Raw genomic sequence first — 24,381 nt, forward strand, 5'->3', positions numbered from 1 at the left:
CAAGCCGGATGCAAGACCGACCAGAAGCTGAAGAATCTGGCGAAATACTCAAACTGACTAAGCGGTCGCTGAACGTGGGATTCGGGAGGAACGACTCATGGCGTGGCTGCTGGTCATTGTGGCGGGGTTGCTGGAGACCGGCTTCGCCGTGTGCCTGAAGCTGTCGCACGGTTTCACCCGGCTCTGGCCGACGGTCGCGTTCTGCATCTTCGCCCTCGGCAGCTTCGGTCTGCTGACCCTGTCGCTGAAGAAACTCGACGTGGGCCCGGCCTACGCCGTGTGGACCGGCATCGGCGCGGCGGGCACGGCGATCTACGGCATGGTGTTCCTGGGCGACCTGGTGTCGACGCTGAAGATCGTGTCGATCAGCCTCGTCATCATCGGCGTGATCGGGCTCCAGTTGTCGGGCTCGGCGCACTGACGTCCCGTCATCCGGCCTGCCGCTGAAGGGCGCTGCGGACCAGTTCGGCGACGCCGCCCTCGCCCGGGGGCGCGGCCACGCAGGACAGGGCGAGCCGCACGGCGAGTTCACAGGAGCGGACCAGGTCGGCGGTGTCGGACCTGGGTGTGCCGGGTCCCGCCAGCGCGGTGACGGCACGGTCGCGGACGAGGGCGACGAAGTCGCCGGGCGAGGGCAGCGGGCCGTCGGCGCGGCGCTGGGCCGGAACGGCGGAGGTGGAGCGCACGGCCGACAGGGCCGGGGACGGCAGGCGTTCGCTCCAGCAGCCGGTGAGCATGGCGCGGACGAGGGCGTTCTCCCGGGCCGCCGACGTCGTCCACTCGGCGGTGGCGGTGAGCCGCTCGCGCGGGTCGCTGTGCCCGGTGAGCGCGCGGTCGACCCCGGCGAGATACCCGTCGGCCTCGCGCCTCACGAGCGCCCGGGCGAGCCCGTCCTTGCTGCCGAACTCGTTGTACAGCGTCTGCCGGGACACTCCCGCCGCCGCGGCCACGTCCACCATCCGCACGGCGGACCACGGCCGACGCGCCAGCGCCGCGTAGGCGGCGTCCAGTAGAGATTCCCGCGCTGCAGGCATCATCGCCTCCCCTTGGGGCGAGCGGCTCTGCGCCCAGATTTGACGCGCACGAAACCACTGTCAAGGGCCCGCGGGCGCACACGGGGGCGCCTTTGAGCCGACGTACGCGGGTGCGATCCGCTCAGCCGCGGGCAGTCATGCCGCTGGGGCGGCACCCGCCCCACCGAGGCGGCACCCCGCCACGCCGGGCTGCGCAACGCCCCGCCACCGCCCGCCGCTGCGGGCAGTCGTACCGCTAAGGGCGGCGGTCACACCGAGGCGGCACCCCGCCACGCCGGGCTGCGCAACGCTCCGCCCCCTGCACCCACGCCGCAGGCAGTCGCTGCCGGCAGTCCTGCCGCCGGCCTGCCGCCCCACCCACCTCCGCAGGGACGCCGAGCCCCCACAACACCCCCACCCCCACCCCCAAACCCCCTGTAGCCCCATCCCCACCTCGGCAGATAGGTTCGTTATATGCCCGACTACCTCGACGACCTGCGTCTCGCCCACGTCCTCGCCGACGCCGCCGACGCCGCGACGACGGACCGGTTCAAGGCCCTCGACCTCAAGGTCGAGACCAAACCGGACATGACCCCGGTGAGCGAAGCGGACAAGGCCGCCGAAGAACTCATCCGCGGCCAACTCGCCCGCGCTCGCCCCCGGGACGCGATCCTCGGCGAGGAGTACGGCGTCGAGGGCACCGGCCCCCGCCGCTGGGTGATCGACCCCATCGACGGCACCAAGAACTACGTGCGGGGCGTCCCCGTCTGGGCCACCCTCATCTCCCTGATGGAAGCCGGAGAGGGCGGCTTCCAGCCCGTCGTCGGCGTCGTCTCCGCCCCCGCCCTCGGCCGCCGCTGGTGGGCCGCGAAGGGCTACGGCGCGTTCTCGGGCCGCAGCCTCACGAAGGCGTCCCGCCTCCAGGTCTCCCGCGTCGGAAAGCTCGCCGACGCCTCCTTCGCGTACTCCTCGCTCAGCGGCTGGGAGGAACAGGGCCGCCTGGACGGCTTCCTGGACCTCACCCGCGAGGTGTGGCGCACGCGCGCGTACGGCGACTTCTGGCCGTACATGATGGTCGCCGAGGGCGCCGTCGACATGTGCGCCGAGCCGGAGCTGTCGCTCTGGGACATGGCCGCCAACGCGATCATCGTCACCGAGGCCGGCGGCACCTTCACCGGACTCGACTCCCGCCCGGGCCCGCACAGCGGCAACGCGGCCGCGTCGAACGGCCTGCTGCACGACGAGCTACTGGGCTACCTCAACCAGCGCTACTGAGGGCGTTTGCGGTCTGACCTGCGGGTTTACCCCAGGATCAAGCCGCCTGGGCCGTCGTGGGGCCGTCATCGGTGTCCGGGCCGCCCTCAAAGGCCCGGTTCACCGCCTCCCGCGTCCGCTTCTCGCTGCTCGGCATCAGGTGCGTGTACGTCCGCAGCGTGAAGCCAGGATCATGGTGTCCCAGGTACTCCGACAGGGCCTTGATGCTCTCCCCCGCGGCCAACAGCACGGACGCGTAGAAGTGCCTCAGCGCGTGCATGCCGTTCTCCCGACCACGAGGGACACCCGCCGTGTCGAGAGCGGGCCGCCATGCCTTCTCGTTGAAGACGGTGCGGATCACCGCGCGTCCCTCGGCGTTGCGGAAGAACACGGCTGCCGTGGCCGGTGAGCCGTCGACCGACCTCCACGGCAGCGTCACAGGGGCAGGCGGGTACTGCGCGATGTGCGCCTCAAGCGCCCGAGCGACGCTCTCCGGCAACGGGACCGTGCGTGTCTTGCCTCCCTTGGGCAGTGCGAACACCTGTCGCCCGGCGATGAGCTTCACCTGCCGGACGACGTGAACCACGCCCTCGACGAAGTCCACGTCTTCGGCCGCCAGGCCGAGCACCTCGCCTTGGCGCATGCCGCACCCGCCGGCCAAGTCCACCATGGCCCGGTACCGCTCAGGCAATGCCGAGCGCACCGCCAGCACGCGCTCACTCGACCAAGGAACAATCCGGCGGGGTTCCGGCTTGGGCGCCCGCACCGAGGACGAACGGCACGGGTTGTGCGGGATCAGGCGGTCATCCACGGCCGCCGCCAACATGGCGTTGAGATTCGCGAAGATGACCCGCTGGTATGCGGCGGCCACTCCCCCGTCTTCGAGCTTCCTCAACCACTCCCGAATGTGGATCGGCCTCAGCGAATCGAGCGAGCGGTTACCGAGGTGCGGCAGGACGTGAAGACGGATGCGCTGCTCGGTGCTCACGAACGTTCCGGGGTCCATCGTGAGCGATGCCAACCAACGTTCGGCATGCTGCCGCACGGTCAGGCGACCGGCACGCGGGTCGATGTACTGCCCGCGCGACATGTCCGCCTCGATCCCAGACAGCCACTTCTCGGCAATGCGCTTTTGGCCGTCGGGGAAGCTCTTCGACTTCTCGGTGCCGTCGGGACCGACGTACCGGGCGCGGTAGCGCATGCCCGTGCCGTGGCGGTCGGTCTTGACACGGACGGTCTTGCCGTCGGTGCCGGTCTCGGTCTTGTACCAGCGGTCTTGAATGTGGCCTGCCATGCGGCGGCATTCCTCTCTCGACAGGCAGCAGGGAGAGCCGCTGGGCAGCGGCTCTCCCTGCTGTTCGCGTGCTGTGCAGCTAGGCGGCGTCTCGGTCGGTGTTCTTGAGCTGAGTGACGTAGGTGCGGATGTCGGTGGGGTCGTAGCGGATGTACTTACCGATACGGAACCCGGGAGGGCCGATCCGCTTCTTGCGCCACTGGTAGACGGTCTCCTTCGGCACCTCGAAGATCTCGGCGATGTCGTCGGGGGTGAGGTAGCGGTCAGGCAATCCGCCTCGGAGAGTGACGCGGGGGTCGGGATCTATCGCTTTTGCCATAGAGACTCCAAGCGGGAGGGAGGGCAGGGCCGTGTCTGTCCGAGGTGCGGATTTCTGCGTCATTGCGTCATCAGCGTCATTCGGGCTTCTGACCTGCGGATTCGCATGACGCAGTGGTTTGGTAGTGCGTCACTGGCGCGTCATGGGCTGCGTCATCCGGTGACGCAGATGACGCAGGATGACGCAGGCACCGTCGTCTGCGTCATCCCTCTAGCCGCAGGTCAGGGGCCGTTTTCTCGCCTGCATGACGCAGATGACGCAGCGTCTCTCCTCTTAGGACAAAAGAGGGGGTGGTGTCTGTTGTGGTGCAGGGCCGCTTCAAGCGTGAGGAAGGAGCCGCTGCGCGGCGCGACCATCGCGGGGCGGCCGCCGCCGCCGAACAGCAAGAAGAGCACGCCTGGCCGCTGGTGCTCTTCTTGCTTGCCCGGACGAGCGTGCGGGGCGCGGATCAGAACATCCGCTTCTCCTCGTGTGGCGGCGGGGCTTCTCGGCGGGTCATTTCGAGGTAGCGGCCCTCACTGGTGCGGCCCGAGTCGATGAGGACCCCACGAGCGGCAAGCGTCGGCTGAAGGCGCTTGAGCCGGTCGGAGAGGACCTTTCCCGTGGTCGGCCACCCTTTGGGCACTGGACGTAGTTCGTCGCCGCTGTAGAGGCGACTGAGGCAGTGCAGCCACTCAGTGGAGGTCATCCGCTGCTCGCCGCCCGGCTCGATGGCTTCAGCGTGCTTGAGGACGGTCTGCGCGAGCAGGTCACCCTCGATGACGTCGTCGTTGAGGTCGTCCAGGCTCCGCCGGTAGGCGGCGAGTGCTCCCAGACCGGTCGCTGCGTCGAGCTGTGCGCACAGGTGCGCGAAGTCCGCCATCCGCAGGTCGGTCGGGGTCTCTGCTTCAGCCGCGCGAACCTTGACCGTGAGGTCGAGCAAGGATCCGAGAACGACCGGCAGAGCCTCGGCGTACTCCGCCCACAGCTCTGCCTCGGTGCGCCGGACCTTGGGCCGCTCCAGCCGCAGGGGCAGCAGGCGTTCGGCGAGGTCGGGCCGGATGACGCCCACGTCGATGCCGGTCAGCAGCATCGGGCGGCGGTAGCGGGCGCGGACCACGTCGCCGTCGGTGTACAGGGCGCGCTTGACGTTCTCGGCGCCGGTGACGATGCAGCACATCGCGTCGGACAGGTCCGGGGTCATGTGGGAGAGGTTGTCCAGGGCCGTGACCCAACCGGCGGCCACGGCCGCGATCAGGTTCTCCTCGTCCTTCGGGGCGCGGCGCAGGTCGCCGCTCATGCCCTCGATGATCCGCACGAGCATCCGGCCGCCGGTGGACTTGCCGGCGCCCTGGGGGCCGGTGAGGAAGGGGGCGGGGACGGGCACGGACGGCCCGAGGCAGCCGATGAGCCAAGCGATGGCCAGGCACTCGGTCTCGGCGTTGGCGAAGTTGCACAGCCTCAGCAGGAGATCGATTCCCTTGCCGTCGGTGTCCTTGGCGGGCATGGGCAGCTCGCCGGTGAGCTGTGTGCGCCGCCAGCACACCTCGCGCGGGTCGGGGATGGCGATGTCCCATCCGGTGGGGTGGATACGGACCGACTGCCCGTCGGTGCGGCCCAAGTCCAGCCACGTCGCCCCGTCGAATCCCGGAGCGACGCGGATGTGGACCGGCTGCACGTCCTCGGTCAGGGCGAGGGCTTCGATCAAATCCAATGCCTCCTTGAGTGCGGTGCCGTTGAACACGCCGTGCCCGTCGCGGAAGAGGCCGACCATGAGTTCCTGGCGGTGGCTGCCGGTCGTGCCCTGTGAGCGGATCGGGCGGGCCACGGGGTGGCCGTTCTTCTGCGCGTACACGGTCCCGTCAGCGGTGCGGAAGTACCGGAAGTGCGCCTGTGCGTAGTCGGTGATGACCTCGCGGGCCGGGGTCTTCTCGTCGTCGGACATGGTCACAGTCCCAACCTGGTGCGGGCGTTGGTCCACGCGTCGTTGCAGTGCCGGGGTGATTCGCCCTTGGTCTGGGCGGCGTTGAACAGCCGCGCGATGTGGGCGTCGGTGAGGCAGCCGCACCGGCCGTGTGTGGACAGCACGGCGAGAAACGTGCCGTACACGGTGGCGTGGACCCCGCTGCGGGCCTTCGTGATGCGTTGCTCGGCCATGGCGATGCCGCGTTCCAGGAAGACGGGCATGCGGTGCGGGCACCCCCCATTGCCGGACACGGCGGGCACGCCAGCGTGCGGTAGCGGCCGGGCCGGGGAGCGCGTCTTGGCGGCGAGGGCGCGCACGGTGTCCGGCAGGTCGACCATGCGGCCGGTGCCGGGACCGAGGTAGCGCGCGTAGGCCATGGTCGACTTGATGTCGACACCGGGCCGCACCTTGTTGCGGGAGGTCATGGCGCCCCGGTAGATCCAGTGCTCACCGCGCGTCGTCGGCACAGTCCGCGTCGCGGGCAGGACGGTACGGGCCCACGCGATGGCGTCCGCGTCGTCCAGGTCGACCACGGTCAAGCCGGCGCCGCCGGGGTGGTACCCGACGCACACCGCCCGTCGCCACACAGCAGCCCACGAGGGCGAGACGATGACGGCCGGATCGGTGGTGGCGGCAGCCCACGCGTGGCAGACGCCGGGGCACCGACAAGGGCCCGGCGTTTTCATGTTCGGCCGGCCGCCGCATGCGTTGTCCTCGCACGCCGTGCAGTTGCCGAACGGGACCTTGCCCCGGCGCAGGGGCAGCACGGGCACGCCGGACGCGGCGAGGCTCAGCGCGGTGTGCAGGGGGTAGGGCGTCTCGCTCATGCCGCCACCCCCAGCGTCGGAGCGGCGGTGGCACCAAGCAGCCAGCCGTAGGCGTGGTGGGCCTGGCGGGGGATGACGCCGTTGCCGATGATCCGGAGCTGTTCCTTGCGGGGGATGTCGGGCACGTCGGTGACCCATCCCGCGGGCAGGCCCATCATCCACTCCGCGAACGCCGGCGACAGCCGGCGGTTGCCGCGCCGTCCCGGCTCGGTCGGGCAGGGCGCCGGGCGTCCGGTGACGTGCTCCCAGCGGCGGATGGCGGGGCCGTAGTCGGTGCCATCGGTGGACACCCAGCATTCGTCCAGACGGATGGCCTGTCCGGGCAGGTAGTACCGGCCCGCAGTGTCGCGCTGGTTGGGCCCGCCGTGCGGTCCGTCGGACGCCTTTGGGGTCGGCAGCAGCCTCAGGTGGCGTCCGGCGGGGGCGCCGGCAGGCGCGTGACCGCAGTGCGCAGGTTCAACCCGCCCTTGCGGTTGGGGGAGGTGCCGGGTCCACCGGTACCGTCCGCCGTGGTCGGGGTCGGCATCAGCGGGATAGGCAACCGCGAACCAGCGGTCGCGTTCGTGCGGGGCGCCGACGTCGGCGTCTCCAGCGCGTACGCATGTCCACCGCGCGTCATACCCGAGCGCGGCCAGGTCTGCGGCGACGACGTCCAGACCCCGCCCCCGCGAGCGGATCGCCGCCACATTTTCCAGGAAGACGAGACGCGGTCGGAGGACGCCCACAGCCTGAGCGACGTTTTTCCAGACCCGCGACCACTGTCCATTGATCCCGTCCCTTCGTCCGGCGTTGGAGATGTTGCGGCAGGGGAAACCCGCACCGACCACGTCCGGGGCCCACAGGTCCCGCACCTTGTGCCAGTCGACGGCGGTGACGTCCCCGAGGTTCGGCACCCCGGGGTGACGCGCTGCGAAAACGGCCGCGGCGTAGGAGTCGTTCTCGGCGTAGGCGGCGACACGGCCGCCGATGCCGGCGCGGATCGCCTCTTCGAGCCCGCCGTAGCCGGCGCACAGGGCGACGATCGTCGGCGGCGAGCCGGGCACTCGCCTCATGTCGGTGGGTTGCGTCATGCTGGGGTATCTCCAGTTCCTTGATGGGTTCTGGCAGGCAAGGGCGGCCCCGTGATCTTTGGCGAGATGAGGGGGGCCGCCCTTGGCGTAGCTAGAAGGGCGGTTCGTCGCTGTAGCCGCGGGGCGCCCACGGGTCGCTGTCACGGCGACGCCGGCGCAGCCAGCGCGGCAGGCGCGGGAGGGGCAACAGGATCACGGCCCATTGCGTCCAGCACGGGCAGGGCTCCCAGTGGGTACCGGCTTACTCGCCGGTGTGGTCGCCGTAGTCGTGCGCGATGCCGCCCTCTCCTCGGCAGTCGGGGCAGTCGGGGCGAGGGGTGTCGGACAGGGCCAGGGCCCGGCGGGGGCAATGGGTGACCTTGATGCGGAGTCGGATCACGGGTGTCTGTCTCCTTGTCAGCCGTAGAACTTGTTCCGCTTGATCACGGCCTTGCGGATGTTGACCGTAGTCCCGCCCTGGTGGCCGCTCGCGCTGAACACCTGCACAGCGATCCAGCCGCCGAAGATCACGGCAGCGAGGGTGATGAGCTGGGTGATGAACGCGGTGAGTGCGGCGATGAACGAGGTGAGCAGGACGAGCCCGCCGCACACCGCGAGGAACCCGACGCCCCCGAGGGCGACGTTCACCGCCGTCAGGGAGACGGGCGGCTTGTCCGCGACCGGTTCGGGCTGGACGGGGTTGATGGCGTAGCCGGTGACGACGCGGCCGTCGGGCAGGACCACGCTCGCCACGGCCGGGACGTGGCCCGGCTGGACGGGAACGAGCGGCGCCGACGTCACGGCGGCGGGCGCGATGGGGGTGGGCTGGTGGACTTCCACGGCCCGCTGTACGGGCACGTCGTAGGTGTCGTCGGGGTACATGCGGAATCCCTTCCGGTGATGGGTCAGGGAGGCTGAGGCACCCCCTTCGGGGTGCCGCGTGGAGGGGTTTTTCGGGGGTCTGACCTGCGTGCCTCCCTGACTCCCTGAACGATCATTTGTGCAGGTCAGGGGCAGAGAGGCGGGCCAGGGAGGCGGTCAGGGAGTTCTCCCTGCCTCCCTGGCCCGGGCCGGGTCGCTTCCCTGTCGCTCGGAGGCGGAAGCGGAACCCTCGGTGTCGCGGTCGGCGAGGGCGCGGGCGACGCGGTCGCGGCCGACGACCATGCGACCGTCGGACTTGTACGGCTCCGCGCCGGCGGCATCCAGGACGCGCTTGAGGTCGATGAACGACCACCCGGCGTAGGCGTCCGCGTCCAGCGCGGCGAGCCGGGTGATGACCTCCTGTGTGCGCACGCGGGTGTCGCTGCCCAGCACGGCGGCGATGTCGGCGAGCGGGTCACGCTCCTCGCCGCGGTCGATGGTGTGCAGGGTGGTGACGCCGTCGCGCAGGGCCTTGGCCCGGTCGGTGATGGCGGTGGCCTGCTCGTCGTCGATGTAGTGCGTGCGCACGGTGATCGAGGCCTGCCCGGCGGGGATCTCGATGCCGTCGGAGGCAACGACGAGGGTGCCCTTGTCCAGGCCTTGGCGCAGCAGGTGCGGGGCGGCGCCGCCGTCGACGGCCTTGTCCCCCAGCGCCATGCGGGACTGTGACTCGGTGCCCAGGGCGAGGGAGGCGCGGGTGTGGGCGCCCTCGCGCACGAGTTTGGGAAGGTTCTGGTCGGTGGGGTCCTGGGTGCCCTCCCACATCAGCACGTCGACCACACGGCCCTGGTTGTGGACCTTCCGCACGCCCATGAAGTACCGGGAGACGGCCTTGGAGCCGCCGTAGGGGCGTCCGTCCTCGTCCTTGACCGGGCACATGAACGCCACCTGCGCTTCGTCCACGATGCCGATCAGCGGGGCGAACACGGCGTTCGGGTCGCGGCGGCGGATCTCGATGCGGCGGTTCATCTCCTCGACCAGGCCCTCAACCATCTCGGTCGCCTCGATGACCTGCTCATCGGCCGGACCTTGGATCAGCACCGTGGCCAGGCCGTCGAACATGGCCCAGTCACCGGCGCCCTTCAGGTCGGCGATGCGGAACTCCACCCGGCGGTCCAGGCACGCCCACAGGGCGAGCGCCCGCAGTGCGGCGGTCTTGCCCTGGTTGGACAGGCCCGTGATGAGCAGGTGGCGCTGGTGCAGGCTCAGCGCGGCAGCGTCCCCGCGCAGGTCCTGGCCCCACGGGGCGCGGCCCTTGGCGTAGTCGGCCCTCAACGACTCATCGGTGACCAGCGGGGAAGGGCCGATCGGCTCGTCCAGCGCCCCGGAGTCGGCGATCCACAGGCGGACCGTGCGCGCGGCCTGGGGGATGGTGATGAACACTTCGTGCTCGTGCCGGGTGAGGTTCTCGGCGAGTTTGCGGCGCCGGTTCTGCACCTCGATCGTGGACACCCCCGACGGGAGCGTGACGTCGACCTCGACCCCGCATCCGGCGATCCGGATCGGCCCGAGCATCGAGGCGCCGGCATCCCCCATCTCCTTGATGGCGTTACGAAGCGCGGGCACGCCCAAGTCGCGCAGGGCCTTGACCACGATGGACGGCGTGATCGGCTCTCCCTCGCCGCTGCGGACGTTCGCGGGCAGTGCCCAGTTGGGTGCGGCCTGCTGCTTGCGGCCGACGGCCCACAGGGCGAGCAGGGCGAGGAACGGGCCGATGGTGATGGCGGGTCCCCAGACGATCTGCACGATCCGCATGAGGGTGCCGAGGAACTCGATGGTGGCGCTGAGCGGGGTGATGACATCCCCGACCTGCTTGGTGTTGAGCGCCATCACGATCCCGAGGGCGACCAGCAGGCCGATGCTCATGCCGGCGCCGACAGCGGCGCCTTTGGCCACGTCCATCGGTGAGTGGAGCAGGTCCATGCGGCGGCGGTGGCGTGCCTCGCGGAAGCGCTGCAAGCGCTCCTCCCACTCTTCTGCCACCTCGTAGTTGCCGGCGGCTTCGGCCGCGCGCAGCATGCGTTCGTAGCGGGCACCGGTGCGGCCGTCCCAGGTGCGGCGGGCCACGATCCGGCCCCCGTTGAACGTGTAGAGGCCGTGGCGGGCCACTGTGCGCACGACGGTCTTGGTGTTCTCGTGGGTGGCGGCGGTCTTGATGGCCCTGCCAGAGCGCACCCACAGCGGCACACGTGCGGGCGGCGCCGGGTCGGGGACCACAGCCAGCGTGGTCACGGCCGCCTCGCGGGCGGGCGGGTCGGTGTTCTTGTGCAGGTGAACGACGTTGTCACCCATGATGGAAAGGCTCCTGACTACCCCGGATGGGGCGGGAAGTTGAAGGGGGCGCCGCCGGGGTTGCCGGGTCCGTGGCAGGCGGCGGCGCCGGAGGGTTAGCGGCGGTGGCTGGTCTTGTGGGCGCGCAGTGCCGCCTTGCAGGCCGGGCACTTGCGTTCCGGACCGTCGCCGACGACCGGAGCGGGAATCACGTGGCCGCAGATGGCCCGGGTCACGCCGAACACCAGCGGCCCGCACTCTGGGCAGTGAAAGTGCGAGTTCGGGGCGGGCGCGGTCCTGCCTGTGGTGCGAGGCACGCTCACCACCACCCCGACGACTTCTTGGGCACGATGTACGGGCAGCCGTTGCGCATGTGGTCCCCGCACTGCGGGCAGTCCTCGCGCAGGCCGAGGTTGCGGTGTGCGCGCCGGTCGTTGGCGTGCTGCCAGCACTGCGGGCACTCGCCAGGAGGCGTGTCCCGTCCGGTCATGGTCACCACCACCCCGAGGACTTCTTGGCGCTCTTGGCGGCGGCGTGCTCGTTGACGATGCGCTGACGCTCGGACTGCAACGCGGTCAGTTCGGAGATGAGCCGGGTCTGAGCCGCGTTCCACGCCGACTCCAACCGGCGCTCGGCACGATCCGTGCTCCTGCCGCGTACGACCCGGTAGGAGCCGCCGGCCAGGGCCGCGATGATGGCGCGGCGTTCGGAACCGTTCAGCGGCCACAGCTCTTGTTGCTGGACTGCTTCGAGCTTGCGAGTCGTCGCCTTGATCTCGCGGTCCAGGCGGCGGGTGTCGGGCTTACCCATGGTCAAGGACTCCTCAGGGGCTCGGAGTGGTCGGGGAAGGCGCAGGTCACGCACATGCCGAGCGAGGTGGGGATGACGTAGCCCGCGTCGAGCCCGCAGCCGGGGCAGGTGCGGCGGACGAGCATCTCCAGCGCCAGAGCCCCCCACTTCCGCGACGTCATCGGCCGGACGGGCTTGGCCAGGTCGAGGCGGTAGAGGTAGGCGACGCGGGCGGCGCCGGACCGGCGGGACGCCCGCATGACCTGCGCGGCTATCGGCTGCCCCCCGGGCCGTAAGCCACAGGCCCGCAACTGCTGCCGCGTGGCCAAACCGTCCGGGGCGTAGCGCCACGGGTAGGTCGGAACGCCATAGCGGGCTCCGGCGGGGTCGAAGCACTTGCCGAACGCGGCGGACATCAGGCCGCCGCCTCAGCGTCACCGCCACCAGCGCGTTCGGTGAGGAGTGTGTCGCGCAGCATGCGGGCGTTGGCGGGCGAGGTGTGGATGGCGCGGCGGATGCCCTCGGCGGTCACCTTCGCGTCCGGCCAATCGGCCGTCGCCTTACGGGCTTCGGCGAGCAACTCATCCGGGGTGCGCTTGGGTCGTCGGGGCGGTCGGGCCACGTCGGGGAGTCGACCGGTCGCCCGGCGGCTCGTCGGGGTCGATTCCGCCGCCAAGGCTCGCACCGGCTTCGCGGCCGCAGGCTCGATCGGGGCGGGGATCGCGGGCACCGGCTTGAGGGGAGGAATCGACTTGCCCAGGTCGACAGCGACCGGATCCGGCACACTCAGCCGGGTCAGCGTCACCACCTGATCCGGAGTCGATTCCCGCAGCTCAGCTGTAGACCGTTTCATAACGGTCTCGGTGGCTTCCTCCACATTTGCGGGCCGTGCGGGATCGAGGGAAGGTGTGGGGGTGGCGCCGCCGAACATCGAAGCGAGCGCGGCGTCCGCACCGGCGGTCACCCGATCGCGCTGCACATCGAGCAGCCTCGACCCGAGTGCCGTGTCGCCGACGCCAACCTTGCGGGCCAGCCGCCACGACTTGCGCTCCGACCACCTCTTGACCAGGTCGCTGGGGTGCTGGGTGGCACGAGCACGGTGGTAGGCGAGCGCCTGCACCAGATCGGCGGTGCGGCGCTCGTTCTCCGCGTCGCGGCCGTCGGTGTGGACGACGATCCGCCGGGCGAGGAACGCCATGCCCTCAGCCGACACGGACATGCCCATCGGGGTCAGGGCGTAGATGACGGTGCGGCCCGGATCGGGTGCAGCCATGGCGCCCATGACGGCGGCGGCGGCCGGCAATGCCCACAGCCCCACACGCACGATGCGCGGGGAGGACTGCCCCAGCATGGTCAGCCCCAGCAGAACCAGGGCGAGCACGGCCGTGGCGCCCTCACCGGCGGCGAGCGCACCCAACGCGGTGCCCTTGCCGTAGGCGTGGCCGATGTTGCTGTACGTGCCGATCCCGCCGAACACGCCCGTGGCGAGCATCGGCACGAATGCGGCCGTCAGCACTCCGATCTGCGTGCGGGTCAGCTTGGTGGGGTTCACCGGGCACCCCCCAGCGTCGGCAGCACGGCGAGGATGAGCAGCGCCCCGCCGGCGAGGGTGAGGTCGACCGCGCGGCGCAGGACCGTGAACTTGGCGACCGCCAAGCGGGACAGTCCGGCGATGTCGGCAGCCAGGTCGGTCGCGACGGCGTCGGCGATCTCCTCGGCCGCGAGCGTGGCCCACAGCGGGAAGCCGTGCCGGCCGCGAAGGTTCGGCCGGGTGGAGCGCAGCAGCAAACCGGCGGCCGCGACCAGCAGCGCGATACCGGCCCCGCCCACGAGGTAGGCGGGCAGGTTCATCGGCAGGTCCCGGGCGACCGTCCAGGCACCGGCCAGCACCGCGCCGACGAACGCCGGCAGCAGACCGGTCTTGGTGTCGGTCCGCGTGATCTCCGCCTTCACCTCAGCGTGCGCGGCCGTCAGGCTCCGTGTGGTGGCGCTCATGCCGCACCCCCCGGCAGGGCAGCGCTGGCAGTGCGGTTGGCCAGGGCGAGACGCGCGGCCAGCGCCCGGCGGCGGGCCCGGCGAAGGCGCCGGTTGTCCAGCTCGGTCGGGGTGCAGTCCAGGGTGATGATCTGCGCGTCCAGCAGGTCAACGTCCGCCAGGATGACGGGCATCTCCTGCTCGATCGCGTCCAGCTCCGCGTCCGTCGGCTCGATCCAGTCGGCGAACGCGGTAACAGCGTCCTGAACAGTAACGATGTGGCTCATTGGGTCGTGTGTCCTCTCACAGGTGAACGGCCCGACAGCGGCTCCCGGGTGGCACCCCGGGAGCCGCGCGCCGTATATGGGTGAAGCAGGTCTGAGGTCAGCGGCAAAAGGCCCAGGAGACGAGGCTGCTGACGGCGTCGGTGCGGTCGGTGACCCGACCGGACTCCAGCTCGTCGGCCCGAGCCTCCATCTCCTTCGCGGCGGTGTCCTTGCCTCGGCGGTGCAGCACCTTCGCCGCCTCACGGTTCTTCGCGGCCTGTGCCTTCAGGCGGTCCATGAACAGTCCTCTCGGCTGGTGAAGCCCTCGCGGCTCCCCTCAGCGCTGCTCGTGCGAGACGAGCAGCGGAGGCAACCGGCCGCAGCCTTTGAGCTGCGGAGAGGTCGAATCGCGCTGTACGTCACGCGGGAGGCCCGCGTGGCCGCCTACTTGGCCGAGGAGAGGCGGCTTGATCCCCATGCAGTTGTCAAGGAACTTCCGGCAAGGGGCCCGCCCCTAGAAGCGAGCTATCCCGAACCGGTACGGCCTGGAAGCAGCCCAAAGAGGGCCCCTCCGGCTCGCTGTCCTAGGACTGCGAGTGGCTTGAGACGACAGTGCCACGCTGTCCTAGGACTGTCAATAGTCCTAGGACTGTGTGGTTCACTGGTTGAGTCGAGAGGAGTTCTGCGTGGCACCGAAGTGGCGCGACCTGGCGGACAGGTTCGCGGAGCAGATCAAGAGCGGTCAGTTGCCGCCGGGCGCCCAGTTGCCCCAGATCAGAGAGCTAGTGGAGGCAGGGGAAGGCTCAAAGGAGACCGTCCACAAGGCCTACAAGGCCCTGGAGGCTGAAGGCCTTGTGACGTCGACACGCGGACATGGCACCGTTGTGCGTCCGCGCGCCGCGCTCAAGCGCCTGGGTATCGCCCGGTACGACAAGGTGAAGTGGCGCGACGGTGACGAAGTCGCGTTCATCGCTGACCGCGTCGCGTCGGGACGCACGTACAAGCGCAACGAGCAGACGCAGACTGTGAGCCGTGTCGAGGCGGACGACCTCGTTGCAGAGGGGCTGGGTGTCCCAGTCGGCTCCGAGGTGTACGCACGCGCCCGACTTGTGAAGGAAGGGGTGCAGCCGACTCACACCCTGACCAGCTATTACCGGCCGGAGCACGTCGAGGGGACACGCATCGTCGACCCCTCCCCGGGGCCTGCTGGCCGGGGCGGCGGGTACCGGGTCCTCTACGACGCCGGATACGAGATCGACCACATGAGGGAGGCCCTGTTTGCCCGCGTCCCGACAACGGACGAAGTGCAGCTCCTACAGCTCCCGGCCGGCGAGCCCGTGGTCGAGCTGCACCGGACCACGTACACCGCAGATGGCACGGTGGTTGAGTTCGCGGTGGGCGTTCACGCGGCTTCTCGCTTCGCGTGGGAGTACGACTTCAAGGTTCCCGACTCGGCACAGGACAAGAAGGGGCAGGAATGATCTCGGCACAGGCATGGGCGGACGCTCGACTCCTGTGGGACTACCACTTCATGCACCATGACCCACGGCCGTGTTCGGTGGCGGTGGGGCTGGGCAGCCACGACCTCGGTGTGGCCGACGTGACAGCGGAGCTGTACCACCAAGGCATGGCACCGGTCATCGTCTTCACGGGGGCCACCAGCCCCACGACCCGGGCGCGCATGCCGCGCGGTGAAGCTGTCCACTACCGCGAGCGGGCGTTGCAGCTAGGGGTGCCCGAGTCCGCAGTACTCCTGGAACCGCGTGCCACGAACACCGGCGAGAACATCGAGTTCACGAAAGCGGTCCTGGCAGAGGCCGACGTCAAGGTCTCGTCCGTCCTGCTCGTAAGCAAGCCGTACGAGGAGCGGCGCTCGTACGCCATGATGCGCAAGCTCTGGCCCGAGGTCGAAGTGGTGTGCGCGGCCACACCGATGGGCTTGGAGGAGTACGCCGACTCCATCGGAGACGATCGCATGGTGATCGACATGATCGTGGGTGCCCTGCAACGGGTGCTCGTCTTCCCGAGGTTGGGTCTGGCCGTCGAGCAGGAGGTCCCGGACACCGTCGTAGCCGCCTTTGAGCGGCTGTGCGCCGAGGGCTTCACAAGTCGACTCATGCCAGCCGACGTTGCTTCCCGTCCTGGCACGTAAGTTCAGGGCGGGAAACACTTTCCCTGCCTCATCAAGGCCCGCGCACGGCGCGGGCGCGCGCCGCCTCTGCGGCGCGGCCTGCCTCCTGCCTTCGTCCCGGCTGGCCGCGCCCGGCGGCGCGCTGGCGAGCTGCGGGCATGACGTGGGAGAAACCCTCTGTGGCTGGGGCGGTCGGCTCCGCGACTTTAGCCAGCCACTTTGGCGCGAGCCTCGAAGATCATGGCCCCAACGTCGTGCTTTAGCGGGCAGGTCCACAGACTGCCCGACGCGCCGGAAGCTTACGGGGCCATGATCACTCGCGCCAAAGCAGCTCCCGGCCAAAGTCGTTCCACCGACCGCGGGCGCTACTGCAGCGCGGGAACGTTGCCCTCAAGTACGTCTGTAGCCTCTTCCTGGAAGCACAAGACCGCCTGATCCACGTGCCCTCTAGTCCAGCCCGGCTTGAGACACCGCCGGCCGCAAGCATCAGCCCCGGCAGCGGTGCGCGAGAGCAAGTTCGCCTGGTCGGAGCACTGTTCGCATGTGCCTAACATCTACGCGGCTTTGACGAGGTGAGCTACCATCTGCGCATGAACGCTCCGCTGACTCACTGTCACCAAAGGGCCACAGAGCTGGTCGTCCATGCAGCCTACCCAGTTCAGGGTCAGTGAGCGCGCGCGATAAGCGCTGGACGGTCGTCGACTTGTTCAGCGGAGCAGGCGGCATGAGTTGGGGCTTCCATGCTCATCCAGCGTTTCGAGTTGCAGCCGCGGTAGATGCCCAGAAGAGCAAGCCCAGTCGCAGCACACTGGATTGCAACAGCACCTACCAGTCCAACATTGGAATCCGCCCCCTGAACTATGACCTTCAGGAGATCCATCCCTCTGAACTGCGGCAGGCAGTCAGACGGGAGGGCAAATTGCGGAATCCCACTGTACTCATTGCATGCCCCCCTTGCACCGGCTTCACTCGCACACTACCGAAGAACCATCAAGAGGACGACCCCCGCAATAGCCTAGTCGGCCGCGTTGCCGAATTCGCGGCAGCACTGCAACCCAAGATCATTATCGTGGAGAATGCCAGGGAGTTGATTCGGGGCTCATTCAAGTCCCATTCCGTAAACCTAATAGCTCAACTTCAGCGGCTTGGCTACTCGGTGCATGCCGATATCTACCGTCTCGATAAAATGGGGCTGCCACAGCGACGAGAGCGCGCGATCATTATCGCCGTAGCCGCAGGCCTACCGATGAGGACGCTGCATGATCTGTGGTGCGGATGGAAGGTGAACTCCAAATCCACCACAGTACGGCACGCAATTTACGACCTTCCGGAGGTTAGCGCAGGCCAGACGCATCCTGCCGATCCATCTCATGCCAGCAGCGCCGTTACAGACTCTGTGCTGCGTCGCATTCGCTCCATCCCATCGGACGGCGGCTCATGGATAGACCTCTTCGCAGATCCCCGCACGGCGGAACTAGCCACGCCAGCCATGCGACGTTCTGTGCAGGCCAATCGTGTTAACCATTTCAGCGATGTTTACGGGCGTATGGCGTGGGACATGCCTGCACCCGTAATCAAGCGCGAGTGCAGTCACGTTGGAAACGGCCGATACACACACCCTCAGCAAGACCGACTGTGCACAGTGCGCGAATTGGCCCTACTGCAGGGTTTTCCCGAGGATTACCGATTCGATGGAACTAGCCGTCAAAACGCATACCGTCATGTAGGCGATGCGGTTCCACCCTTGATCAGTCATCAACTTGCCTGGGTATGCAGTTGGATACTCGGCGGGGCTAAACCCAAGCCCAATAAGTTTATATTGCCGAATACGACGTTGAATCCTGAAGACATACTCCAAGACAAGACATCGAATTCCGAGCAACTAAAGATAACGGCTCCAAAGGCCGACTAACACGAAGGAAAATAAAACCGGAGGTCTGTGCCAGATGGCTACATTTAAAGCCCGAGCTCGCGCGGTTGATATGCTCGGGCGTCAACAGATCGCCGGCATCCCCACGGCAATCAATGAGCTGTTCAAGAATGCACACGACGCCTACGCAGAGAACGTCGTAGGCGACTTCTTCCGCGAGGATAACATTCTGGTTATTCGCGACGACGGGTTCGGCATGACGCGTCGCGATTTCCTCGACAAGTGGCTCGTGGTGGGAACCGAGAGTAAAGTCAACGCCGACTTTGTCCCGCCTGTAAGCGCGAAAGATCGTCGCCCCATTTTGGGCGAAAAAGGAATCGGTCGATTGGCGGTCGCAGCTGTCGGCCCCCAAGTGCTAGTCCTAACGCGGAATGATCAAGATTCGTTTCTAACTTTCGCGCTTGTCAATTGGACACTGTTCACCGCACCAGGCATCGATCTTGAGGACATTGAGATCCCGGTTCATCAAATCCCCATTGGGCGATTGCCTGAGCGCCATGACGTTCGGAAACTGGCAAGTGCCGTTCTTCAAAACCTGCAAGAGCTAGAAGGGAAACTCCCCGAGAGTATTGCGCGCACGGTACGGAGCGAGATTTCAGAGCTCGACACGCTAGATCCTGCAGCCTTATCCCGCAGGATGTCGGGGCCAGATCTTCGGAAGACACCCGGAACACAGTTTTGGATCACGCCGACTGATGAAATGCTGGCTTTCGACATCAGCGGTAACACAAGGGATGACCAGGAAGCGTCACCGCTTTTTAGCACGCTCATTGGGTTCAGCGACACGATGGTGCCTGGAAACCCTCGACCACCCATGGTCGCACACTTCTACGATCACCGATCACGAGAGATTGCTTTCGATGTCATAGGTGATGGCGAGTTCTTCACACCCGAAGACTTCCAACTTGCGGACCATCAGATCTCCGGACGCTTTGATGAGTACGGCCAATTTACTGGCCGCGTGTCAGTCTACGGGGAAGAGCCCGTCACGCATGTGGTCCCATGGTCGGGCTCCCGCGGAAATAAGACGCTCTGCGGCGGGTTCGAACTGCACCTCGCATACGTGCAGGGCAAGAAGAGTCAGTCTCGCTTGGGAGAGGAGGACTTCAACCGCTTGGCACGCAAGCTCGCCCGCGTAGGAGGCCTCTACGTCTACCGAGACAGGGTTCGTATGCTCCCTTACGGGCGTAGCGATTTCGACTGGCTGGACATTGAGCGCGAGCGCAGCAAGAGCGCCTCCGATTACTTCTGGTCCCACCGGCGTATGTTCGGTGTGGTAGGCATTGACAGCTCTACGAACTTCCGCCTTCAGGAAAAAGCTGGTCGAGAAGGATTCCGAGCCAATGCGGCATATCGGGAGTTCAGGGACCTTCTGCAAAACTTTCTCGTGCAGACAGCCCGGGACTTCTTTCGCGAAGATAGCACGGATGATTCTTGGCGCATTACTCGCAGGGAACTTGAGCGCGAGGCCGAAGCTCGCCAGCGCCACGAGAAACAAGCGCGGACTCGGAAAGCTGATTTCCGAAAAGAACTATACCTTGCCGAAAGGCGCCTCAACGAAGGTGAGCCGGAGAGCGAGGCAGCGTCCATCTTGGCGGAACTCGAGGCGGCTCTCGCTGAGGCTGCGACGGAAGGGGATCCTGCTAGAGCCTCCGAGAAGGTCGTTCTGGCCGAGACACGCGCACTTCGCGCGGTGGTCGAAATTCGAAGCAAGTATCGCGTGTCAAAGCCGCGCGGCGTCGCGATTCCTAAGAGCGTCGCCCAAGACTGGGACATCTACCAACGCGAATTTGAAACCATGGAACGCGGGTTGCTTAGTGAAACCCGTCGAGAGGTCGAAAGGCGTAGCTCCGCGGCAGCTGAACGCTTGGGCTCTGCCCTTGACAGGCGCCGGCGCCTAGAAGCTGGCATTAGTGCGCGCATCTCCGATGCCCAGAATGCACTCACTCGGGCACATCGACAAACAAGTGAACGTGTCGAGACGATGCGGGACAGCTTGCTCGGCCAAGCCAATCGGAATCGCAAATCTTTCGAGGAAGCGACGCGGCTAGTCCTCCTAGAATTGGCAAGCGTCAACACCGATAATTCCAGCGATCAAGAAATCGCAGACATCCGGCGAGCTCTAGAGGACACAATCGATAGAGCTCTTTCGCAGGAGCTCCTAGCCCTTAACCATCTGACGGAACGTGTCGACACAGCTCTTGGGTCGATGTCGGATACTGCTCAAGGAGACTTCGTCGATGTCATCGGGAGCCTGGAGCAAGAAGTCGTTGCTCTCAGAGATAGGGCTGACGAGGACCTCGAACTAGCACAGCTCGGGTTGGCACTGCAGGTCATCAATCACGAGTTCTCCTCAAGCATCCGAGCTGTGCGAAACAATCTGCGTCGACTTCGCTCGTGGGCAGACGCCAATAAAGCTCTGCGCCCGGTCTACACGGATCTTCGGGCTAGCTTCGAGCATCTAGACGCATACCTTCGCCTATTCACACCGCTCAACAGGCGACTCTATAGGCGTGACACTGTAATGAAGGGCGCCGAAGTCGAACGCTTCCTTCTTGATCTATTCCAAGAACGGATCTCGCAGGAACAAATCCAGATTGAAGCGACGGAAGCTTTCCGCTCCGCAAAAGTGCGAGCCTACCCCTCTACACTCTATCCAGTCTTCGTCAACCTTGTCGACAATGCGATCTACTGGCTAGGCACGCGAGGAAACCCACGCCTTCTCCGTCTCGATCACAGGCGCGGCGAATGGCTTGTTGAAGACAATGGGCCGGGAGTCCCCACGGTAGACCAGCCGCGAATCTTCGATCTGGGATTCTCCCGGAAACCCAATGGTCGGGGAATGGGGCTTCACATCAGCCGCGATGTTCTTCGCAAGGAGTCTTGGACCTTGTCCCTTTCAACATCTCCACTTGGCGGGGCTAGGTTCATACTGGGAGAACCCAAAGAAGAATCCCTGAAGGCGACACCTGATCAAGAAGTCGCCGATACGTTGGCCTTGGAGTTGGATCAATGACACCGGTATGAGCTTAGTCCGGTACCTCCACGAACGAATTTCGCCGCTGACCCGCTTGACAGGAGACCGCATAGATGACAGCGACCACTTTGTCGTCTTTAGTGCACCCCATAGATTCCGCGGAAAACTACCGGGACCTGTGCATACGTGCGGCTCAAGAGTTCCTTCACACAATCGTCGTGGTTGATGACCGGGCCACCTATAACGAGCAGGAAAAGGTCACACAGCTGGTCGAACCCGAATTTGGCGGCGCTTCTGATGAGCCGCTGGAGGAACTAGCCCCTGAATTCGAGCCTGGCGGCACCACTCTGGACGTCTCAGTCTTGACGGATGCAAGTGCCGACATTGGTCTAACCTGCGCGGTCCTTCGGCCCAACCAGGATGAGCAGGATGACGGCACGCTTGACAGGCGACTCGTGAGGGCTGCACGCCGGGCCGACGTGCTGGTCCTCGACTGGCAGCTCAACGATGCCGGCGACGGGCAAGCGGCGTTGCGGTTGCTTTCCGAAGTGACAGCAGAGGACCAGGTAGGCCAAGGCCGTCTTCGACTGGTGTGTTTCTACACCAGTCATCCAAACCTCGACGAGGTATTCCTTGCGATTAGAGATCAGCTTGGCGATCTGGTCATCTCCTCATCGAACGCCGAAGAAACCTCACGTTGGTTGAACTGCGGCTGCATGCGGGTCGTCGTGCTCGCGAAGGCAGGTGGGCTAAGCCTAGAGGGCAACAATTCTAGGATTCAGCTTGACGAAGGAGAGCTTCCTCAGAGATTGGTGGAGGAATTCGCCGCGTTGACATCTGGACTCGTCAGCAATGTTGCTGTCGCCTCGCTCGCCGCGGTTCGAGCTGACGCTCACAGACTCCTTACCCGGTTCGGAGCCAAACTTGACAGGCCTTTCCTTTCTCACCGCTTCTACGAAGGTGGTCCAGAGAGTGAAGAGCTCGTCGTACGGCTAGTCGCAGATGAGATAAAGACGCTGTTGGACAGTGCAGACGTGCGGAGGTGGATGGAGCCGAAGGCGATTGCACATTGGGCAGCAGAGCACATAGCCGATAAAATCGAGTTCAAAATCAAGAAGAACGACGTCGTCATGTCCAAGGAAGACCTGATAAATGTCGTGACAGGCGACAGTCACCGCGGCGTCTTCGAAGTAACCAATCAAGCGAAGGCTGGCCACAAGTTTAACCTCGGCAAAGAGTACAAGGAGTCCATCACTGCAATACTTACATCTGATGGTTCCGCCGAATTGCTGGACTACGATTTCGCTCGTCTCACATGCCTCGCACGCAATGATCCCTCTCCGTTCCCTGGTGACCGCACCCCAATCCTGACAGAAGGCACTATCGTTCGAGGAAGGAATGGGAGAGAGAAGGTATATCTGCTCTGCTCCATGCCGCTGTGCGACACAGTGCGAGTTGGCGATGCACGGCCATTTCCGTTCGTGGCGCTTGATTCGGTTTCTTCAACAGACCGGTATGACCTGGTCGCCTTGAGCCCCGAAGGGGAACGTCTCTACCTCGCTTTCGCCACCGACAAGCACTACGACACAGTGCGACACACCTTTGCTGGCGATGAAGGTGGCGTCGTGCGTTCCAAGAAGAGACCAGGAAAAGTCCCCCAGTTCGTCTTCTTCGATACTGATGGGAAGCCGTGGGTGTGGGTGGCTGAACTACGGTTTCAGCATGCTCACCGAAAGTTGCACGATCTCGGCGCTGCGTCCAGTCGGGTCGGACTCGACGAAGCATATATTCTGCGTACGGCCAGTAAGCGTCAATCGGGGCAGGGCGGCGCTAAATAAATCGACAACGACACCCGGGCGGCATGCCGTGGCCGCCCAGGTGTTGTTGTAACGGGTGCCTGCCCGCCTGTCGCTGCAGCGTTTTCGCGTAGATGGGTGTTCTGTTGCACCGCAAGCACCAGGCGACCTCTAAGCGCCATGCCGCCCATCGCAGCCGTGATTCAGTCCACGCCAGAGCTAACCGCGGACCGAGGAGACCGCCCTCCGATTGTCATACCTTCCGACTAGGCTGCCGCTGTGGATGAGCTCTTGGGAGAGGTCCTGGACCTCCAAAAGGTATGGCAGGCCAAGAACACCAAGGAGATGCAGCGCCGCGGAGTGGTGATCCGCCACGGGATCCCCGACTGGCTGAGGGAACGTCAGCAGGCCATAGCCCAGGCTGCAGGCCTCGCACTCGACAATGTGGGCATCGAAGGGCGAGACGCAACAGGGCTCAAGGCGGAAGTGCCGTGGACCCGTGTGTATGCACTGGATCGGTCTTCAAGCTCAACAACGGGTTGGTACATCGCCTACCTGTTCAGCTCGCCGGGTGATCGCGTCTATCTGTCGCTCATGCAGGGAACGACTGTCTGGGATGGAGGCGAGTTCAAGCCGCGGAGGCCAGTGGAGCTCCAGAGCCGTGTTGACTGGGCCCGTCCCCTCATCGCCACGCAGATGGTTGAGCGTGAGGATTTGGTGCCCTCGATCAAGCTCAATGCACGATCGCCGCTGGGGCGTGGTTACGAAGCCGGCAACGTCGTAGCCATTGAGTACCGACGCGACGCATTGCCGGACGCGGATGCACTCACCAGGGACCTGCTGTACATGGCTTCGCTCCTGGGCACACTGTACCGGGCTGAAGGCAAGGCCCCATACGTGCCCGGTGACATGGCCCCTGAGGTCGTCGAGGCCACGCAAAGCGCCGCCAGAACGGCAGGCAGGCGCTCGGCCCGTCTCACCGGCCAGGGCTTCGTGCTCACCTCCGCTGAGCGCCGTGCCATCGAACTCCATAGCGTGCGTGCCGCATCGGAGTACTTCAAGGCACAGGGATGGTCCGTCAAGGACGTCGGAGCCACGAAGTCCTACGATCTCCATCTGAGCCGGGGGCGAGAGAAGCTGCACGTGGAGGTCAAGGGAACGACATCAGACGGCTCCCAAGTCATCCTGACCCGCGCGGAAGTCGAGCGACAGCGTGAGTTCGCCCCAAACAACGCACTCGTGGTCGTGCACTCAATCGACCTCGATCGCAACATGGATCCGCCCCTGGCCGCGGGCGGCACTTTGCACTGCACGTCGCCGTGGCTCATCGACGACGACAGCCTCACCGTCGTGTCGTACATACACCAAACGGGCCTGTGATCCCGGCGAGCGCGGCTGCGGACGACCCACAACGACCAACCCTTGAGCAGCTGGCTCCTCAGCCGTGGCCTATTTGTGGACAGGCGCGCCACGACGAGGGAAAGAGAGCCAGCTGACCTGTGCAGACACTCGCGTTGCACGGGCCCTCCGGAGTCGTTGCAGCACAGCAGAGAAGTACAGCAACCCCACCGACTGGTCCTCGCCGTACGCGTCTCTTATTGCCCGCCTGGCCAGCCCAGCAGACC

23 protein-coding genes and 1 pseudogene are annotated in these 24,381 nt (G+C 66.1%); 8 read left to right on the top strand and 16 right to left on the bottom strand.

Going from position 1 to position 24,381, the window contains the following annotated elements; all coding sequences use genetic code 11:
* Positions 1-97: 97 nt before the first annotated feature.
* Complete coding sequence (locus ACIBL4_RS05590) at positions 98-421, top strand: multidrug efflux SMR transporter (protein WP_020275082.1); 324 nt, start codon at positions 98-100, stop codon at positions 419-421.
* A gap of 7 nt (positions 422-428) precedes the next feature.
* On the opposite strand, the gene ACIBL4_RS05595 is transcribed toward ACIBL4_RS05590, so the two are convergent.
* Positions 429-1,037, bottom strand: a complete 609-nt coding sequence (locus tag ACIBL4_RS05595; RefSeq protein ID WP_399406807.1) for a TetR/AcrR family transcriptional regulator — start codon at positions 1,035-1,037, stop codon at positions 429-431.
* A 450-nt stretch (positions 1,038-1,487) separates the two neighbouring features.
* On the opposite strand from ACIBL4_RS05595, the gene hisN reads away from it, so the two are divergent.
* A complete protein-coding gene (hisN, locus tag ACIBL4_RS05600) occupies positions 1,488-2,288 on the top strand; it encodes a histidinol-phosphatase (RefSeq protein WP_399406809.1) in 801 nt (266 codons plus the stop codon).
* 37 nt (positions 2,289-2,325) lie between these two features.
* On the opposite strand, the gene ACIBL4_RS05605 is transcribed toward hisN, so the two are convergent.
* The 15 genes and pseudogenes from ACIBL4_RS05605 to ACIBL4_RS05675 all read right to left on the bottom strand — a co-directional run bounded on the left by ACIBL4_RS05605 (position 2,326) and on the right by ACIBL4_RS05675 (position 14,220).
* Positions 2,326-3,561 carry a tyrosine-type recombinase/integrase gene (locus ACIBL4_RS05605; protein ID WP_399406813.1) on the bottom strand — a complete coding sequence of 412 codons (1,236 nt, stop codon included), beginning with the start codon at positions 3,559-3,561 and terminating at the stop codon, positions 2,326-2,328.
* Between the two features lie 79 nt (positions 3,562-3,640).
* On the bottom strand, positions 3,641-3,880 hold the full coding sequence (locus ACIBL4_RS05610) for a helix-turn-helix domain-containing protein (protein WP_399406815.1): 240 nt from the start codon (positions 3,878-3,880) through the stop codon (positions 3,641-3,643).
* Between the two features lie 448 nt (positions 3,881-4,328).
* Positions 4,329-5,804 carry an ATP-binding protein gene (locus tag ACIBL4_RS05615; RefSeq protein ID WP_399408083.1) on the bottom strand — a complete coding sequence of 492 codons (1,476 nt, stop codon included), beginning with the start codon at positions 5,802-5,804 and terminating at the stop codon, positions 4,329-4,331.
* Between the two features lie 2 nt (positions 5,805-5,806).
* Complete coding sequence (locus ACIBL4_RS05620) at positions 5,807-6,652, bottom strand: bifunctional DNA primase/polymerase (RefSeq protein WP_399406817.1); 846 nt, start codon at positions 6,650-6,652, stop codon at positions 5,807-5,809.
* On the bottom strand, positions 6,649-7,722 hold the full coding sequence (locus tag ACIBL4_RS05625; RefSeq protein WP_399406819.1) for a DNA cytosine methyltransferase: 1,074 nt from the start codon (positions 7,720-7,722) through the stop codon (positions 6,649-6,651). Before ACIBL4_RS05625 ends, ACIBL4_RS05620 begins: the two co-directional genes overlap by 4 nt.
* 91 nt (positions 7,723-7,813) lie before the next feature.
* A pseudogene (locus ACIBL4_RS05630) lies at positions 7,814-8,101 on the bottom strand (hypothetical protein).
* Between the two features lie 17 nt (positions 8,102-8,118).
* The gene (locus ACIBL4_RS05635; protein ID WP_399406821.1) at positions 8,119-8,583 is read right to left on the bottom strand and encodes a hypothetical protein; all 465 of its coding nucleotides are present in this window, start codon (positions 8,581-8,583) and stop codon (positions 8,119-8,121) included.
* Positions 8,584-8,739: 156 nt separating this feature from the next.
* Complete coding sequence (locus tag ACIBL4_RS05640; protein ID WP_399406823.1) at positions 8,740-10,914, bottom strand: FtsK/SpoIIIE domain-containing protein; 2,175 nt, start codon at positions 10,912-10,914, stop codon at positions 8,740-8,742.
* Positions 10,915-11,212: 298 nt separating this feature from the next.
* On the bottom strand, positions 11,213-11,383 hold the full coding sequence (locus ACIBL4_RS05645) for a pRL2-8 (RefSeq protein WP_399406825.1): 171 nt from the start codon (positions 11,381-11,383) through the stop codon (positions 11,213-11,215).
* Between the two features lie 2 nt (positions 11,384-11,385).
* Positions 11,386-11,703: a hypothetical protein gene (locus tag ACIBL4_RS05650; RefSeq protein WP_399406827.1), complete on the bottom strand. Its 318-nt coding sequence runs from the start codon at positions 11,701-11,703 to the stop codon at positions 11,386-11,388.
* 2 nt (positions 11,704-11,705) lie between these two features.
* The gene (locus ACIBL4_RS05655; RefSeq protein WP_399406829.1) at positions 11,706-12,098 is read right to left on the bottom strand and encodes an RRQRL motif-containing zinc-binding protein; all 393 of its coding nucleotides are present in this window, start codon (positions 12,096-12,098) and stop codon (positions 11,706-11,708) included.
* The gene (locus ACIBL4_RS05660) at positions 12,098-13,174 is read right to left on the bottom strand and encodes a conjugal transfer protein (RefSeq protein WP_399408085.1); all 1,077 of its coding nucleotides are present in this window, start codon (positions 13,172-13,174) and stop codon (positions 12,098-12,100) included. The genes ACIBL4_RS05655 and ACIBL4_RS05660 overlap by 1 nt, the downstream gene beginning before the upstream one ends.
* A 56-nt stretch (positions 13,175-13,230) precedes the next feature.
* On the bottom strand, positions 13,231-13,677 hold the full coding sequence (locus ACIBL4_RS05665) for a Pycsar system effector family protein (protein WP_399406831.1): 447 nt from the start codon (positions 13,675-13,677) through the stop codon (positions 13,231-13,233).
* Positions 13,674-13,943 carry a DUF6284 family protein gene (locus ACIBL4_RS05670; protein WP_399406833.1) on the bottom strand — a complete coding sequence of 90 codons (270 nt, stop codon included), beginning with the start codon at positions 13,941-13,943 and terminating at the stop codon, positions 13,674-13,676. The genes ACIBL4_RS05665 and ACIBL4_RS05670 overlap by 4 nt, the downstream gene beginning before the upstream one ends.
* Before the next feature lie 97 nt (positions 13,944-14,040).
* A complete protein-coding gene (locus ACIBL4_RS05675; RefSeq protein WP_399406835.1) occupies positions 14,041-14,220 on the bottom strand; it encodes a hypothetical protein in 180 nt (59 codons plus the stop codon).
* Positions 14,221-14,608: 388 nt separating this feature from the next.
* Between ACIBL4_RS05675 and ACIBL4_RS05680 the strand changes: the two genes are divergently transcribed.
* The 6 genes from ACIBL4_RS05680 to ACIBL4_RS05705 all read left to right on the top strand — a co-directional run bounded on the left by ACIBL4_RS05680 (position 14,609) and on the right by ACIBL4_RS05705 (position 24,136).
* The gene (locus tag ACIBL4_RS05680; protein ID WP_399406837.1) at positions 14,609-15,403 is read left to right on the top strand and encodes a GntR family transcriptional regulator; all 795 of its coding nucleotides are present in this window, start codon (positions 14,609-14,611) and stop codon (positions 15,401-15,403) included.
* Complete coding sequence (locus ACIBL4_RS05685; protein WP_399406839.1) at positions 15,400-16,074, top strand: YdcF family protein; 675 nt, start codon at positions 15,400-15,402, stop codon at positions 16,072-16,074. Before ACIBL4_RS05680 ends, ACIBL4_RS05685 begins: the two co-directional genes overlap by 4 nt.
* Positions 16,075-16,720: 646 nt before the next feature.
* Positions 16,721-17,965: a DNA cytosine methyltransferase gene (locus ACIBL4_RS05690; protein ID WP_399406841.1), complete on the top strand. Its 1,245-nt coding sequence runs from the start codon at positions 16,721-16,723 to the stop codon at positions 17,963-17,965.
* Positions 17,966-17,999: 34 nt separating this feature from the next.
* Complete coding sequence (locus ACIBL4_RS05695) at positions 18,000-20,999, top strand: ATP-binding protein (RefSeq protein WP_399406843.1); 3,000 nt, start codon at positions 18,000-18,002, stop codon at positions 20,997-20,999.
* A 74-nt stretch (positions 21,000-21,073) separates the two neighbouring features.
* Positions 21,074-22,798, top strand: coding sequence for a response regulator receiver domain (locus ACIBL4_RS05700; RefSeq protein WP_399406845.1), 1,725 nt, complete (start codon positions 21,074-21,076; stop codon positions 22,796-22,798).
* 237 nt (positions 22,799-23,035) lie between these two features.
* On the top strand, positions 23,036-24,136 hold the full coding sequence (locus tag ACIBL4_RS05705) for an MrcB family domain-containing protein (RefSeq protein WP_399406847.1): 1,101 nt from the start codon (positions 23,036-23,038) through the stop codon (positions 24,134-24,136).
* Positions 24,137-24,381 lie beyond the last annotated feature (245 nt).

Source organism: Streptomyces sp. NPDC050416, assembly GCF_044458845.1.
In the GTDB taxonomy this organism is placed as follows: Bacteria; Actinomycetota; Actinomycetes; order Streptomycetales; family Streptomycetaceae; genus Streptomyces.

Coding starts and splice junctions, on each gene's coding strand:
- ACIBL4_RS05590 (WP_020275082.1), top strand. CDS start 98: ATGGCGTGGCTGCTGGTCATTGTGGCGGGGTTGCTGGAGACCGGCTTC.
- ACIBL4_RS05595 (WP_399406807.1), bottom strand. CDS start 1,037: ATGATGCCTGCAGCGCGGGAATCTCTACTGGACGCCGCCTACGCGGCG.
- hisN (WP_399406809.1), top strand. CDS start 1,488: ATGCCCGACTACCTCGACGACCTGCGTCTCGCCCACGTCCTCGCCGAC.
- ACIBL4_RS05605 (WP_399406813.1), bottom strand. CDS start 3,561: ATGGCAGGCCACATTCAAGACCGCTGGTACAAGACCGAGACCGGCACC.
- ACIBL4_RS05610 (WP_399406815.1), bottom strand. CDS start 3,880: ATGGCAAAAGCGATAGATCCCGACCCCCGCGTCACTCTCCGAGGCGGA.
- ACIBL4_RS05615 (WP_399408083.1), bottom strand. CDS start 5,804: ATGTCCGACGACGAGAAGACCCCGGCCCGCGAGGTCATCACCGACTAC.
- ACIBL4_RS05620 (WP_399406817.1), bottom strand. CDS start 6,652: ATGAGCGAGACGCCCTACCCCCTGCACACCGCGCTGAGCCTCGCCGCG.
- ACIBL4_RS05625 (WP_399406819.1), bottom strand. CDS start 7,722: ATGACGCAACCCACCGACATGAGGCGAGTGCCCGGCTCGCCGCCGACG.
- ACIBL4_RS05635 (WP_399406821.1), bottom strand. CDS start 8,583: ATGTACCCCGACGACACCTACGACGTGCCCGTACAGCGGGCCGTGGAA.
- ACIBL4_RS05640 (WP_399406823.1), bottom strand. CDS start 10,914: ATGGGTGACAACGTCGTTCACCTGCACAAGAACACCGACCCGCCCGCC.
- ACIBL4_RS05645 (WP_399406825.1), bottom strand. CDS start 11,383: ATGACCGGACGGGACACGCCTCCTGGCGAGTGCCCGCAGTGCTGGCAG.
- ACIBL4_RS05650 (WP_399406827.1), bottom strand. CDS start 11,703: ATGGGTAAGCCCGACACCCGCCGCCTGGACCGCGAGATCAAGGCGACG.
- ACIBL4_RS05655 (WP_399406829.1), bottom strand. CDS start 12,098: ATGTCCGCCGCGTTCGGCAAGTGCTTCGACCCCGCCGGAGCCCGCTAT.
- ACIBL4_RS05660 (WP_399408085.1), bottom strand. CDS start 13,174: ATGCTCGCCACGGGCGTGTTCGGCGGGATCGGCACGTACAGCAACATC.
- ACIBL4_RS05665 (WP_399406831.1), bottom strand. CDS start 13,677: ATGAGCGCCACCACACGGAGCCTGACGGCCGCGCACGCTGAGGTGAAG.
- ACIBL4_RS05670 (WP_399406833.1), bottom strand. CDS start 13,943: ATGAGCCACATCGTTACTGTTCAGGACGCTGTTACCGCGTTCGCCGAC.
- ACIBL4_RS05675 (WP_399406835.1), bottom strand. CDS start 14,220: ATGGACCGCCTGAAGGCACAGGCCGCGAAGAACCGTGAGGCGGCGAAG.
- ACIBL4_RS05685 (WP_399406839.1), top strand. CDS start 15,400: ATGATCTCGGCACAGGCATGGGCGGACGCTCGACTCCTGTGGGACTAC.
- ACIBL4_RS05695 (WP_399406843.1), top strand. CDS start 18,000: ATGGCTACATTTAAAGCCCGAGCTCGCGCGGTTGATATGCTCGGGCGT.
- ACIBL4_RS05700 (WP_399406845.1), top strand. CDS start 21,074: ATGACAGCGACCACTTTGTCGTCTTTAGTGCACCCCATAGATTCCGCG.